Genomic DNA, 13,576 nt, shown 5'->3' with positions numbered 1-13,576 from the left:
TTAAAGGGAAAAATCCAGACGGAAATAGATCGGTGCTTCACGGTCTGTGATCGCGTCCGGTCGTTCCAAAGAGTGTGCAAAGGTCACACTGGCCGCGACGTTCTTGCCGCGCGCAAACAACTCCACTGAGTTGCTGCTCATGCGCCCGTGCTGCTCGCCGTTGTAGCGGTTACGGCTGATCACACCCTGGTCGTAGCCGAGGCTGGTGCCGTATTCGCTGAACACCGGCCGCATCCAGGCCCAGGTCACCGGGCGGCTCCAGCGCAAGTCATTGCGCCAGTAACCGCCGCTGTCGCCGGCAAGCATTTGATCTTTATAGCCACGAACCGACGACTGCCCACCCAGGCTCATGCGCTGCGAGCTGAACAGCACATCTTCACTGCGCTGGCCGGTCATCAAACTGCTGAAACTGAGGGACTCGCCCCAGAGTTTGAATGGGTACAGGTAGCTCACCGTGGCGGTGTATTTGCGGTAGCGCGCATCGGGCTGGCCGGGCTTCGGGTCGTGGTTGGCCTGGGCATCGAACGCGCCGATGCCGTTTTGCATACCAAGGTCGATATTGAGGAATGAACCGCCGATACGCCGACCATGGTTGATACCCACTTGCGCTTCACTGAGGCGATTGCTGCTCAACGCGAGCTTGCTGTCTTCAATAAAATTGTTGGTGCGCAGATAGGCGATGCCGGTGTTCAGGGAAGTCTTGCTCAAGGCATCACGATGGATGACGCGCTCCAGGCGCAACTGGTGATTCTGGCTGTCGCCGGTCTGCTTGAACTTGAAGTTGTTGGCATGGGCCTGGGAGCGGTACTCACTTTCGATGTAGCTGTACGAGAGGTTCCACCAACCGAACGGAACACTGTAGCTGAGCATAGAGTTGCGTGAAGTTTGCTGGTGGTCGCTGACGCCATCGTGGCCGCCACGCAGCAAAAGCTGGTCGGCCAGGCCGAACGGGTTATCCCACTCAAGACTGGCCCCCCACTGCTGCTCACCGGTACTGCGCTGACCGCCGTTATGCCGTGACAGTCCGACACGCCAGGGTTTTTGCGGTGTGTTTTTGACCAATACATCACTGCCGCCCACGGCCTTGCCGGGCGCCAACTCCATCTGCGCCTGGTTCGACGGCAAGCGATTCAACTGATCGACCATCTGTTCGATTTCGCGCAGATTGAGCAGTTCACCCTGCTTGCCGGGAAAACTCATGGTCAATTGGCGCTCGGTGATGCCACTGCCTTCAGCGCCCTTCAGGCTTTCCAGTTTGCCTTCGACGACCTGGATCTTGAGGTTGCCGCTGGAAAGGTCCTGCTGCGGCAAGTACGCACGACTGGTGACCAGGCCCTTGGCTAAATAACGGTCGGTGATAACCTTGAGCACTTCGTTGAGCTGCGGCACACCGAGACATTGGCCGAAATAGGGCTGGATCAACCCTGCGCGCTCGCCCTCGGACAAGGCCTCGGCACCTCCGAGCTCGATGCTCTGGATCGGGAAGCAACGGCTGTCCACCGGGGTTGTCGGTACCTCGGGCCTGGCCTCTTTGCCGGGCAACTCCTTGAGCTGTTCAAGGCGCCGCTGTTGTTCTTCGAGGAGGCGATCTTGCCGATCGCGGATCAGGTCCTGATCACCAGGCGCAGAAATAGAAGCAGCCATGGCAGAGCTGAATAGACCCAGCGAACCCAGCAGTACAATAGAAAGAGACCTCATTCCGAGGTGAAATACCAGCATGCCGATTCCATCCATGCGTGTTTTTTTGCTGGATTAGCCAAACTATTGATCGGGTGATCGGGCTGAATACGCCCCTAGGGCCGATGACGAGTTAGGTGGTCGCCGTAGAAGAGGCCAATTCTTGTAACTGACAACATAAATGTCTGTAGGAATTTTCCTAAAATGGTGCGGAAATCTCCAGATAACGAAATGCAATCAATCTCGCGGAGCCTGGTCAGTCGAGTGTCCAATACTTGCAAGAAAAACTCTTGTCTCCCGATTGGACCGCAGATGAACCACGCGGCAAGCTGATGACGCCGTTGCCATGAGTTGCTGCATCTTTGCTCGCGATGATTTTCTCGTCCACCACATGAATCTAAAAAACTCCGGCAGATTCGCCAGTAGTTCGGGGCAGTTCTACGGCAAGTCTGGCCGAGATTCGCCGCGCTGGAGCAGCGTTCTGAGCAGTACGCGTAAAAATCGAAGCGTCGTCGAACGATCAATCCAGATTAAAAGATCTGCACGGGCCATCCGGTTGCCCCAAGTGGCTGAATGGCCACCTTCAAATATCCAGCAATCACGGGCCTCGACATCGAGACAAAGCTGCGTTTTCTCGTCCCTGCTTCGTTCGATCCACCCTGGCTGCCAGTGGATAGTGTCGATATGAATAACCGGCAGGCGCGCGGTTTGGTACTTGCCTGGCGCGATTCTACTCAATGGGTGTTTGACTGGAAGGTCACACCCAGTTCAATGCAGGCCGTCGAGGGGGAACCGGAGGAATTTCCGCCGGTGCCTTGGGACTTTGCTTGGTGTCCTTTGACGAGCAAAGGCGCGGCTAGATTCCGCCGGTGGTTGCCGATCCCCTGAGCACGTCGTGCTCCGTGACAAGACACCACAGCCGCATGAGCCTAGTGTTGATGCTCTGACTCATAAGCTCCCTTCGCATCGCCCAATCAGGGTTCGCCGGCACGCTGGCTGATCACAACGTGCGCCGTCCCCAACGGCCGTTAATCTGATCCAGGACACCCATTACCCTGGACGCATCTGCAGGCTGTGATACTGCGAATAGATCGTCTGTGTATTCGCCTGGTTGGCATAGGTTCAGCAGCATAACTTGTACTTAAAGCCTGGCCGGAATACGTGGTCCAACGCCTCGACGGCGGCTTTCGTGAGTAATCTCACGTCGTCGGTGGGGTAGGGCAGATCCACCACCACACCGTTTGCATACTTCGCTTCCTCGGGATTGAACATTCCCGTGCGGATGCTGATGTGTAGTTTTTTGCACAGTGAGCTCTGACCCCGGAGTTTTCCAGAAACCCGTATCTTGTAGGTGGCCATCTACTCCTTGATGTGGACCGTTCGGTCAAGCGTGTTGCGGCACAGCGGAATGACCATTGTAAATTTCTAATAATGTACGTCCAGGTTTCTACCGTTCGTCGGCATTTATGCGCAAATGCATAAATGTGATTGTGAATAATACTGTTTGTTTATACAGTGCATTCATGCCTCGTAAACGCCTTGGTCTTAACCTCATAACTCCAGATGGCCAGTGAATATAAGCAAGGCATACAGCAGTTCCCCTACATACAGATAGAAATAAACATTTCGTTTAAGATAAGGATATCAATTATGTCTACAGAACTCCCAGCTCTCGTCATTACAGCTGCCGGTCCAGGGTATGACCCAGTACAAAGTAGTGGGCCAATCATACAGAGTCCAGCAATTATTTTTAGCGCGCAGCAGCAGCAGAGAAATAACTATTATTTTAAGGGGTTGTGGCGAGAAATGCTTATTAAGCTCGCAGACGAAAACTATAGTTGGACACGCGGAAACATTGACAAATCAGTCGCGCCAGGATTTACACGTGACCTACAATCAGTCGCATTCGCGGATAGTAATATGTATTTTGACCCTGGTTTGAATGTTGGGTTGGCACTTCACAACTCAACTATCAGATTCCGCCCCGATGGAGTAACCACCTCCCCTGGGTTGACTGGTGGAAAATTAACCCCCGTCGCAGCACTTGGACACTTTGTGTATGGTAAAGGTACTGCCACTGAAACCTCTATTGGAGCCTTTGGTTTAAACTCTTCCCATCTGAGTAGCCCAGTTTTTGACAAGGCCGTAGCATCGGCTCCAATTGGTGTATCCAGAATTAAAGTTGAAAATATCCCATTCACTCCGGCTGTTCAGGACTGGCAATTAGCGAGTTGGGTAGAGAATACATCTTTGAGCGCGGAGGGGAACATTACTAAAAGCCCGAACGGTAGCTTTAAATTTGATGGTAACATCTCGGCAGGGAACATCACTTATACTGCTCCACCAAGCGGCCTGAAAAATGCCATTGGAGATAAGGCTACAGCGCAGCTTGAAAATGTCGCAGGCGTGATGAAAGCAACTCCTTTTGAAATTGTCGTTAAGGGAGTTACACCGGTTTCTATTGATAAAAAACTAACTGAAGCTGAGGCTGAAGCCTATACTGACTCTTTGAGTTTTGTTGCAACTGCAAACGAAGCAGCTCTTAAGAAATACGGAGCCAATCTGAGCAAAATTTCTACTGATCTCCAAGCCAATATCTCAGGCAAGAAGGTGAAAAGCTATGCTGACGCGATGAAAACCTTCGAAAAAGTCAGAGCTAATCCAAAGATGAAGCTGAATGCTCAGGACACTCAAGCAGTCGTAAATGCTCTCAATGCCCTAGATAAGGCCACCTTTGCAGACAACATTACCCGTCTTGGGAAATCATTTGGTATCGTTGGGAAGATTGTACAAGCGGACGCGATTCGAGAGAAAGCAGTTTCTGGATATCAAACCGGCGATTGGAAACCGCTCATGCTAGAGTTGGAAGCGATGGCGCTCAGCGCAGGCATCGGAGCCCTTTTAGCTGTCGGTATTGCATTTACATTCCCTGTTTTTGCAACCGCTACTGCTGGAATTGTTACGGTGTCATTGATGATGGCAATTACCTCTGCCTTCATTGATGATAAAACTGCGGACGAGATCAATCAGTTGGTTTTTTAAGCTGATGCTGTACTCCGACTGAGCTTTGCTTGGTCGGAGTTTAAAGGTGAAACTAGAACGAGGGGAGAGGAGTTGTGAAGCGTGAAGTTAAACAAGTAATACCGATGCCATATGTGTTTATTGCTTTGACCATGATTCCAATTTTTATTGTGGCTTTTCTATTTCCTGCACAAGCCGATAACTACCCATTCACAAGTATTGATATTTTCATAAAGGATCACTTGCTAGGAGTTACTGGGTTTTGGTCATCAAGATTGCCATTTAGCTCAATTGTCATTACTAATTATGTTGCTATTTTGGGGCCTGTTTTTTCAATAATTTTCTTCTGCAGGGTCTATAAGGCAATGCTTGTTGATCCGAATCAATACAAAAATATGAATATTGCAAAGTATCTATTTTGTTTGGTTATTTTTGTTTTTTTCATTTGTATGATTGTTTCAGTCAGCTACTTTAACCCTCACGACCTTGCTGCTCACAGTAGAAAGTGGCGAATTTTTGGCGCGAATCCATTAGCATTTTCTATTTTTTCCTCAGGGGTGTTATTTATTAATTATTTCATATCGCTGATTGTTTATTTTTCTTTGTTTTATATTCCTAAGTTGTTATTTTTCGCAAAAAAATAATTTGAAATTTGTGCATTGGCTATGGTTGATAAGGTGTCTCGTAGCGCTATTGTTAAGTCGCTTTTAGTTTTAATAGATTTCGGCAATAAAAATAATGGCATATTGAGGCATTCAGACGCAGAGAACCTGCCACAACTGGTCAAGCCTGGTGGTGTAGCTCTGACTCATAAGCTCCCTTCGCATCGCCCAATTAGGGTTCGCCGGCACACTGGCTGATCGCAACGTGCGCCGTCCCCAACGGCCGTTAATCTGATCCAGGACACCCATAACCCTGGATGCATCTGCCGGTTGCGAAACTGCGAACTGAATCGCAGAAAAGTACGCGTTTGAGATTGAAGTCTTTACTTTTAGCCGTGGATTGCAGGCTCAAATTTCGCGTAGCTGCGTACAAAAAATGGACTTTCAGCGGTCAGTATGCCGGCTATCGGGAGAATCGACTTTTTCAACGGCATCGGCCAATAGCGCCCTCTCACCGACACTCCGTTTTAGACGGTTCGACACCCTTTCCAGTAGCCGCTTACCATGGCTCACGGATTTTGATTTTCAATCATTAAATGGTACTGAGTAATGAAAAGGTTTATATCCAACGCCCTCGCATTGACGTTGCTCTGTGCACTTTCAAGTGGAGTGTCCGCTGAAACGCCTTCTCATCGGGACGCCAAAATTTTCGTCAGTCAGGCACAAATCGGCCGAAACCTTCCCGGTATTGCACTATCGGTGGCGAAGCGGACGGTGACCTTTACAATTCTCGCCGGCAAGCTGGGTCATGCAGATGCGTCTTCAGCGGTATCGAAAGAGATCGACGCACTATTGCCCAAGTATCAATCCAGGTGGAATGAAAACATCGCGCAAGCATATGAAAAATCATTCTCTGATGAGGAGTTGTCTTCGCTCGCATCGGAAGGCAGATCATCAAAGTACGCGGCGAAAGTCAGAGAGCAACAAGACAAGATCGGTATGGCGATGGAGTTAAGCTCCAAACCGCTCCTGAGCGAAATGGTCTCCGAAGCCCTCAACGCCACATTTTCCAAGCAATCCTTAGAATAAGTGTTCTGTCATTGAAACTATCGATGTGTCTTTCGATTTCAATTTCAAACGACCGACAGCTTCGCCCCACCCTTCACGACGGGCAGCAATCGGCCGATTGTGTTGAAAAAGTCGATATTGATATCCTTAACCGTTCTCGTGGACTAGTTCTGGATAGATACTCATGTTGCCCGCATATCGGATCTACTCGACACTGGCGAGTGATCTAGCCCAAAGCATGCACAGCTCTATTGAAGAGCCGTCCATGCTTTGACTAATTAGCTGTATCGCTCTCGTTGGGCACTGGCGTCTCGAAGAGTCGGCGTCCAATTTTAAAGGTTGCTCTTGGCGACAGCAGTGAATGCCTCAATTTTCTGTACCTTGTCATCCTCTCAACGTCACGAGTCCACTGACTGGGGGGACAAATGGGGGAATGAGTAAGATTAAAAAATTTAAATCCTTATTTTTCAATTACTAAAAAACAAAGAACGCCGCCCACAAGCCGGCTTTTTAATGCCCCCAAAACCTAATCCCATCTAAAAGCCCCCTGCTAACCAAACTATTCCAGGGCTTTAGTTATTCCCAACGAAAAACCAAGAGCCGCACCCTCAAGCACAGCTCTCGCGACCTAAGTAACAACAACAGCCCTACCGAGTCCCGCGCAACCGCAACCCCGCCGGCATAAAGTAAGAATCCTCCGGAATCGCCTGACCAAAATCCACCGTCTGTGGCTCTTCATTATCCAGGTTCTGTACGTAATACCGCCGTGCCTGCAGGTCATGGAACACGTCCAATGCACTCCAGGTAGTTGGCAAATCGTAGAAGTTTTTCAAGTAGGCCATCGACACCCGCCACAGTTCGCCACGGCCGTCGTACTGATCGACCACCGCTGCGCCCCAGCTGTCTTCATCGAGGTACAGCACGCGTTTGGAGTACAGGTGCCGCGCCGTTGGTTTGAGGGTGCCTTCGACTACCCACACGCGGTGCAGTTCGTAGCGGGTGTATTGCGGGTTGAGGTGGCCGACTTTGAGCAGGTCGGCGTATTTCACGTCGGCGCTGGCAACTTTGTAGTTGTTGTAGGGGATGTAGATTTCTTTCTTGCCCAGCAGTTTCCAGTCGTAGCGATCCGGCGAGCCGTTGAACATGTCGGTGTCGTCCGCCGTGCGCAGGCCATCGGAGGATGAGATCGGTGTGTCGTAGGCCAGGTTCGGCGCGCGGCGTACGCGGCGTTGGCCGGCGTCGTAGATCCAGGCTTGGCGGGCGTCTTTGATCTGGTCGAGGGTCTCGTGCACCAGGGTCGCGCCACCGGCCAGGCGGGCCGGGCTTTTTACGAAGGTCAGGTAGTAGAACAGGATGTTTTTCAGGTCGGCGTATTGCCCGCCCTGGCGATAGTAGTTGAACAGCCCTTCTTGCTGCGCCGTGACCAGGGCGAAGCTGCCATTACGCTGCACGGGCGCCTCCGAGGCGCGGCGGACCACATAGGTGCCGCGATAGCGGGTGATGTGGTTCCACAGCGCTTCCACGCCGTTTTGCGGAATGGGGAACGGCACGCCGCCAAAAGCATCGGCGAAGCCGGTGCCGCCGTCCAGCAGCTTGGCGCTGGTGGCGTTCTTGAAGGTGTTGTCATACACCCACTGCGGCGCCGAGCCGGAGCGCCGGCTCGGGTAGATGGGCATCTGGAAGCTGTCGGGGTAGCTGTTGAACAAGGCGATTTCGCCCGCCGTCAGGTTGGCCTTGTACTGTTCCAGGTTGGCCTTGGTGATGGTGAACAGCGGTTTGTCGCCGGCAAAAGGGTCGATGTGGTGCTTGCCCTTTTCATAACCCTTGGGCGCCTGGGTGATGCCGCCCTCCCAGGTCGGGATGGTGCCGGCGGCATTGCCCGCGCGCTCGGCGCCGAAGGGTGTGAGCTGGGACTTGAGCTGTTGCGCATCTTGGGGCGAGAGCGCAGCAAGCGCATTGCCAGCAGCCAGGCCGAGGGCCAGCGCCAGGCTGGCGGTGAGTATTCGATGTGTCTGAAACATGGCAAATCTCCAAAGAACCAGGGCGGACAGCGGCTTACAGGAAGTACTTGAGGTTGAAACCGATGTTGTCGCGGTCGCGGATAACGTTGTTCTGCCCGCCACCAAAGAACTCGGTGTATTGCAGCTCAGCTTCCAGCTTGTTCTGGTAGTTGGCCTTGAGCCCCAGGGTGTAAGCCTTGCGCCCCTCGATATAGTTGCCGGCCTGATAGGAGTTGCCTTTGAAGTCGTCCTTGTAGACCACGTAAGGCGACAGGTTGACCCCGGCGTACACGTCGTTCCAGGTACCGTTGAACATCACCGTATAGCTGTAGGAATCACGGTTCACCTGATCATCACGATCACCACCAGAGACGTAGGACGTGTTGCCGCTACCCGCGTAGTAACGGGTACTGCCATCGTAGGCCTGGTACTTCAGGCTGCTGCCGCGCAGGTGCTCGGAAGCCAGTTCGAAGACCCCGAACAACGAGTCGAAGCTCAGGCCCGGACCGAAGTTGTAGATGCTGCCCACCGAGGTGTTGAAAGCCTCGACCCGCTCGGCGTTGTTGATCTGGCTGTCGAGGTTGACCATCTGCCCGCCGACATTGATGAACTGCCCGCCCGCCGCTGCGCCGGCACCATTGGCCAGGTCGCCGATCAGGTCGTTGGTGGCGGCGATGCCGATCGGCAGGTTCGGCCGGTAGGCCAGCTCGCCGAACACCGAGGCATTGCCCAGGGTGGTGTTGAAACTGAAGCCGTACATGCGGATGTCTTCGGCATAACGCCGGTGGGCCTGGATGTTGCCCATCACATCCACCGTCGCCAAACCATTGGCCAAGGCCGCCGCCTGGCTGCCGGCCACCGACGACAGCATGCTGGTCAGTGCCGCCATGTCGATGCCTTTATAGCCCGCCAGGTCAGCGGCGATGGTCGGCTCCTTGGCATGGTAGTTGACCAGGTACAGGCCGAACTCGGTGCTGTTGAGCTCCTCGGCGATATAACGGAAGGCGAAGCCGAACTGACCATCGTTGCGCGCGTTGTAGTCCTTGCCGATCGACGCCACCTTGAGGGTGTTGCCGTAGGCCGGGGTCATACCGTTGGCGTAGAGCCCGGTGCTGCGCAGCATGCCTCCGAGCATCGGGTTGTTGCCCAGCGCATCGTACAGGCCGATGACGTTGCCGCCGATGGGCGTCGGGGTGTCGAGGGCGCTGCCGGTGAAGTTGTTGTAGCCGGTGCGGCCGCCATCGGCGAACAGGTCGCTCTGGGAGTAGAAGGTGCCGACCGGATCGATGCGTGTCTCCTTCCAGTTCCACTGGTAGAAACTCTCCATCGACAGGTTGTCGCTCAAGCCGATATTGAAGCTGATGGCTTCCACCGGCATCAGCACTTCCTTGACCTCGGCGCCCGGCAGGCGGTATTTGGCCGCGTCCACCGGGTTGGTGGTGTTGACCCCGCCGCGATAGAAGATGCCCTCGCCCCAGTTGAATACCTGGCGCCCCAGTCGGGCAGTCAGGGGCATCTGGCCAACGTCCCAGTTGCCATAGACGTAGGAGTCGAGTATCTCCACGCGGCTGCCGGCAATATCCCGGGTCTGGTCGGTGAAGTGGTCATCCTGGGGATGGCTCTGGCTGGGTTGCGACGGGCTGTTGTTGCGGTAGTAGTCGTTGCGCTTGTCCATGATCTGGGTGTCATAGAACGCCGTGCCACGCACGAACAATCCGTAGTTCTGGTAGTTGGCTTCCAGCTCCGAAGTGATCTTGTACACCTCGGAAACCAGTCCGGTATCGAAGTTGCGATTGCCATCGTTGGTGTTGACGTCGTCGTTGCCCTTGTCGCGCCCCTGGACCCGCCACAGGCGCCCATAAGACAGGGTACTGTCGAACGAGCCGGTGACCTGCTTGTCCAGCAGGCTGAACTCCATGGCCTCCACGTTCCCACCGCTGCACAGTTGCAGCAGGCCCATCAGGCCGACACCCGCCCCAGTGGATTTGATGGACCATTTACCCTCGGATCCCGAGCCTTGCGCGCGCACTGTTGTGCTCATTGCCGTCTCTCCCCTGCAATCTTTCTTGTTGTTATTGCACTGCGATGTTCTGTTGTTTCACTGCGCCGGCGCCGGGCGGTCGAGGCCGGCCCGGACGTAGTTGCGACTGTGGGCGCCGAAGTGGCGCAACAACTGCACCAACTGCTCGTTGAGCCGGGCATGGTCGTAGCGTTCGGCGGGCAACTGGTTGCCGGCACTGAAGCTCTGGGTCGCCCCGGGCGTGGCCAACCACTGGCCGATGGCCTCGTCGAACACCACCGCCTGGGCATCCGCCTCGGCGCTGACCACCTGGCGCAGGTAGTCCACCGAATAGGCGGGGTAAGCAGCGTCCTGGGTGGTGTCGGCGTAGGCCGCCAGCATCGGGTTGCTCGCCCCCGTCAGCAGCAGGTGACGTAGCCAGGCGAATTGGTAGCGCTCCACTTCGTTGTGGCGTGTGGCGACACGTTCGATTGCCGCCTGTTTGTCGCTGTCATAGCCGGCCAGGGCCTTGCCTTCCATCAGCAGCATGCTGGTCAGGTCGTCACCCGGCAGCGTGGTGGCGTGATAGGGCTGGGTCAGGTCCTGCAGGTAGTGCATGCCCCAGCCCAGGAAGCGATAGCCCCAGTAGGGATGGCCATTGGCGAAGGCAAAACGCGCCAGGCCGAAGTACTGGTAGGCCCGCCAATCCGGCCAGTTGCGCAGCAGGAACGGCGCTGCGGCATACACCACCGCGCTCTCGTGGAAGAAGCCCATATGGAACGGCGCCTGGGAGCTGTACTGGAAACGCGCGTCGCCAAACGACTGCTCGCCGAAGCCATACAACGCGCCGACGTCACCCGGGTTGTCGCTGAACAAGTTGATATCGTGGCCGTAGTCCGGCTCGTCGGCGGCCGTCGCCAGCACCGCCAGCGGCGTGACCTCCTGCCCTGGCTGCAACTGGATAAAGCGCTGGCGATTCCACGGTGAGAGGGTCTGTTCGACCATCACGGCGGCGGCCTTGAGTTGCCGGCGGCCCGCCAGGTCTTCGCCGGTCATGGGCTGGATCACCTGGGCCAGATGGATCTGTGGATTGACCCGCAGGGCCATGAGGAAGTCGCGACGCAGATCGGCCCCGGGCTGCGGCGTCAGGCGCAGGTTGTCGGGGCGCGGCGGGTAATCGGGAAAGTGGCTGCGGGCGAAGTTTTCCTGCTCGTCCAACAGGGCCACAAGGCCAGGGTATTGCTGGGAAAGAAACTGCTCAAGGGACTCGACCTGCACCTTTGGCGCCTCGTGCAACGCCGGCAAGTCTTGCAGGGCCAGGTAGCTGCCCACGCTGTGATTGGACCATGCGCCGACCCCGGGCGACAGACTCCACAGCCCCAGGCACAGCAGCAACGACGGCAACTTCATGGCTTTACGCTCTTGTTGTAGATGCGTTCAGCCTAACAATCCGGGTATGCCCCGACACTGTCCGATCTTGCCAAAAAGACTCTCCAATAGCGCCACGTAGCGGGGTCTAATGCCCCTGTAGGAGCGAGCTTGCTCGCGAAGGACGTCAACGATAACGCGTGCTTGCATCAAGTTCTTCGCGAGCAAGCTCGCTCCTACAGGGGGTCTACGCCGGGTAGCCGGTGATCTCGCGGATGCTCTGGTACAGCGGCTTGAGCTGGCGATACATGTGCAGGTAGACCTCGCGGTACAAGCGGTCGTACATCTGTTGCGCCTCAGGCTGGGGCATGAAGACTTCAGCGGTGCGGGTCATGGCGGCGATGGCCGTATCAAAATCCGGGTACAGCCCAAGCCCCACGGCACAGGCAATCGCCGCCCCCAGCCCGGACGCCTCGAACACATGGGGGCGCTCGGCGGGCAGGCCAAAGATATCCGCGGTGAGTTGCATCGCCGCGTCGCTCTGGGAGCCGCCACCGGCCACGCGCAGGCGCTTGATCGGGGTTTTCGAACGGCGCTCGATACGCTCCTTGCCCTGGCGCAGCGCATAGGCCAGGCCCTCAAGAATCGCCCGGTAGATATGCGCCCGGGTGTGCACATCGCCAAAGCCGATCATCGCCCCCTTGGCCTCCACCCCGGGTTCACGGATACCCGGCGACCAGTAGGGCTGCAGGGTCAGGCCCATGGACCCGGGCGGCACCGCGTTGACCAGCGCATCAAACAGCTGCTCCGGTTCCAGGCCCTGCTCGCGGGCCTGCTGCATTTCCCGCAGGCCGAACTCGTTCTTGAACCAACTGACCATCCAGTAGCCGCGATAGATCATCACTTCGCAGTTGTAGTGATCAGGGATCGCCGCCGGGTAAGGCGGGATCAGCGGGACAATCTCCAGATAGCGCGAGCGAGTAGTGGTAATGGTCGCCGTGGTGCCATAGGACAGACACGCGGTCGTTGCCTCCACCACGCCGGAACCAAGCACCTCGCAAGCCTTGTCGGAGCCGGCGGCAATCAGTGGCAACCCCTCCGGGATCCCGGTATGGCGGCTGGCCTCGGCGGTAATGCGGCCCAGCTCTTCCCCCGGTTTGTACAGGCTCGGCAGTTGCTCCGCCCGCACCGCCAGGGCCTGCCATTTCCAGTCCCGGGGCGCGGCCCAGCGCAGGTGTTTGAAGTCGAAGGGCAAGTAGCCCACGCAACAGCCCACCGAGTCGACAAAACGGCCGGTCAGGCGATGGCTGAGAAACCCCGAGAGCAGCAGGAACTTGTCAGTGGCCGCCCAGATATCCGGCTGATGCTGGGCGATCCAGTTGGCCTCGGCCTGGGCGCGAAAGTAGTCCACCGTGGCCTGGGCGCCAATCAGCTTGAACAGCCAGCCCCAGGGCCCCTTGATCCCGCCCTTCGGCTCGCACTGGCGCTGGTCGAGCCAAAGGATGGCCGGCCGCAACGCCTGACCCTGGGCATCGACATTGATCAACGTGCCGCGCTGGGTGGTCAGGGACACGCCGCGGATCAGACTGCGGTCGATGCCGGTCTGCGCCCACAACTGCTGGCAGGCTTCCCCCAGTTTGCGCCAGTAATAATCCGGGTCCTGCTCGGCCCAGCCGGGCTGGCTGGAGTAGTAGGCCTGCAACTCGACCTTGCCTTTGCCCAGCAGGTTGCCCTGCAGGTCGAACAACAGCGCGCGGACACTCTGGGTGCCATTGTCGATCGCCAGCACATAGTCTTTGCCGGGGGTGTTGTTATCCACGAAGCTCTCTTTTTTCATGAAG

General features: G+C 56.0%; 8 protein-coding genes and 3 pseudogenes. 3 read left to right on the top strand and 8 right to left on the bottom strand.

What is annotated here, in order from left to right:
* The 3 genes and pseudogenes from BFQ03_RS07545 to BFQ03_RS07540 all read right to left on the bottom strand — a co-directional run.
* Complete coding sequence (locus tag BFQ03_RS07545; protein ID WP_139115655.1) at nucleotides 1-1,719, bottom strand: ShlB/FhaC/HecB family hemolysin secretion/activation protein; 1,719 nt, start codon at nucleotides 1,717-1,719, stop codon at nucleotides 1-3.
* Between the two features lie 195 nt (nucleotides 1,720-1,914).
* Nucleotides 1,915-2,376 (bottom strand): annotated as a pseudogene (locus BFQ03_RS30550) (AAA family ATPase); the annotation flags it as partial.
* A gap of 157 nt (nucleotides 2,377-2,533) precedes the next feature.
* Nucleotides 2,534-3,048, bottom strand: a pseudogene (locus BFQ03_RS07540) (DUF4113 domain-containing protein); the annotation flags it as partial.
* Nucleotides 3,049-3,327: 279 nt separating this feature from the next.
* Between BFQ03_RS07540 and BFQ03_RS28905 the strand changes: the two are divergent.
* Nucleotides 3,328-4,719 (top strand): lipid II-degrading bacteriocin, encoded by a 1,392-nt coding sequence (locus tag BFQ03_RS28905; protein WP_175403883.1) that lies wholly within the window; start codon nucleotides 3,328-3,330, stop codon nucleotides 4,717-4,719.
* A 74-nt stretch (nucleotides 4,720-4,793) separates the two neighbouring features.
* Complete coding sequence (locus tag BFQ03_RS29655) at nucleotides 4,794-5,342, top strand: hypothetical protein (protein WP_139115654.1); 549 nt, start codon at nucleotides 4,794-4,796, stop codon at nucleotides 5,340-5,342.
* A gap of 111 nt (nucleotides 5,343-5,453) precedes the next feature.
* Here the strand turns inward: BFQ03_RS29655 and BFQ03_RS28900 are convergent.
* Nucleotides 5,454-5,645, bottom strand: a pseudogene (locus BFQ03_RS28900) (DUF4113 domain-containing protein); the annotation flags it as partial.
* Between the two features lie 264 nt (nucleotides 5,646-5,909).
* Between BFQ03_RS28900 and BFQ03_RS07530 the strand changes: the two are divergent.
* A complete protein-coding gene (locus BFQ03_RS07530) occupies nucleotides 5,910-6,389 on the top strand; it encodes a hypothetical protein (protein WP_065942784.1) in 480 nt (159 codons plus the stop codon).
* A 626-nt stretch (nucleotides 6,390-7,015) separates the two neighbouring features.
* On the opposite strand, the gene BFQ03_RS07525 is transcribed toward BFQ03_RS07530, so the two are convergent.
* The 4 genes from BFQ03_RS07525 to BFQ03_RS07510 form a co-directional block, all read right to left on the bottom strand.
* Nucleotides 7,016-8,389, bottom strand: a complete 1,374-nt coding sequence (locus tag BFQ03_RS07525; RefSeq protein ID WP_065942783.1) for a DUF1329 domain-containing protein — start codon at nucleotides 8,387-8,389, stop codon at nucleotides 7,016-7,018.
* A 34-nt stretch (nucleotides 8,390-8,423) separates the two neighbouring features.
* On the bottom strand, nucleotides 8,424-10,328 hold the full coding sequence (locus BFQ03_RS07520) for a DUF1302 domain-containing protein (protein ID WP_065942826.1): 1,905 nt from the start codon (nucleotides 10,326-10,328) through the stop codon (nucleotides 8,424-8,426).
* A 138-nt stretch (nucleotides 10,329-10,466) separates the two neighbouring features.
* The gene (locus tag BFQ03_RS07515; RefSeq protein ID WP_065942782.1) at nucleotides 10,467-11,777 is read right to left on the bottom strand and encodes a phospholipase; all 1,311 of its coding nucleotides are present in this window, start codon (nucleotides 11,775-11,777) and stop codon (nucleotides 10,467-10,469) included.
* 205 nt (nucleotides 11,778-11,982) lie between these two features.
* Nucleotides 11,983-13,572, bottom strand: coding sequence for an FGGY-family carbohydrate kinase (locus BFQ03_RS07510; RefSeq protein WP_050593406.1), 1,590 nt, complete (start codon nucleotides 13,570-13,572; stop codon nucleotides 11,983-11,985).
* Between the last annotated feature and the right edge of the window lie 4 nt (nucleotides 13,573-13,576).

The sequence above is a fragment of the Pseudomonas sp. 25 R 14 genome (genome assembly GCF_900004755.1).
Taxonomy (GTDB): Bacteria; Pseudomonadota; Gammaproteobacteria; order Pseudomonadales; family Pseudomonadaceae; genus Aquipseudomonas; species Aquipseudomonas brenneri.
Note: the sequence above shows the minus strand (reverse complement) of the source record. Positions and strands in the feature narration are given on the sequence as shown.

Excerpts from the sequence above, each read along its gene's own strand:
- BFQ03_RS07520 (WP_065942826.1), bottom strand. The coding sequence starts at position 10,328 with ATGGGCCTGCTGCAACTGTGCAGCGGTGGGAACGTGGAGGCCATGGAG.
- BFQ03_RS07530 (WP_065942784.1), top strand. The coding sequence starts at position 5,910 with ATGAAAAGGTTTATATCCAACGCCCTCGCATTGACGTTGCTCTGTGCA.
- BFQ03_RS07525 (WP_065942783.1), bottom strand. The coding sequence starts at position 8,389 with ATGTTTCAGACACATCGAATACTCACCGCCAGCCTGGCGCTGGCCCTC.
- BFQ03_RS28905 (WP_175403883.1), top strand. The coding sequence starts at position 3,328 with ATGTCTACAGAACTCCCAGCTCTCGTCATTACAGCTGCCGGTCCAGGG.
- BFQ03_RS07545 (WP_139115655.1), bottom strand. The coding sequence starts at position 1,719 with ATGCTGGTATTTCACCTCGGAATGAGGTCTCTTTCTATTGTACTGCTG.
- BFQ03_RS07510 (WP_050593406.1), bottom strand. The coding sequence starts at position 13,572 with ATGAAAAAAGAGAGCTTCGTGGATAACAACACCCCCGGCAAAGACTAT.
- BFQ03_RS07515 (WP_065942782.1), bottom strand. The coding sequence starts at position 11,777 with ATGAAGTTGCCGTCGTTGCTGCTGTGCCTGGGGCTGTGGAGTCTGTCG.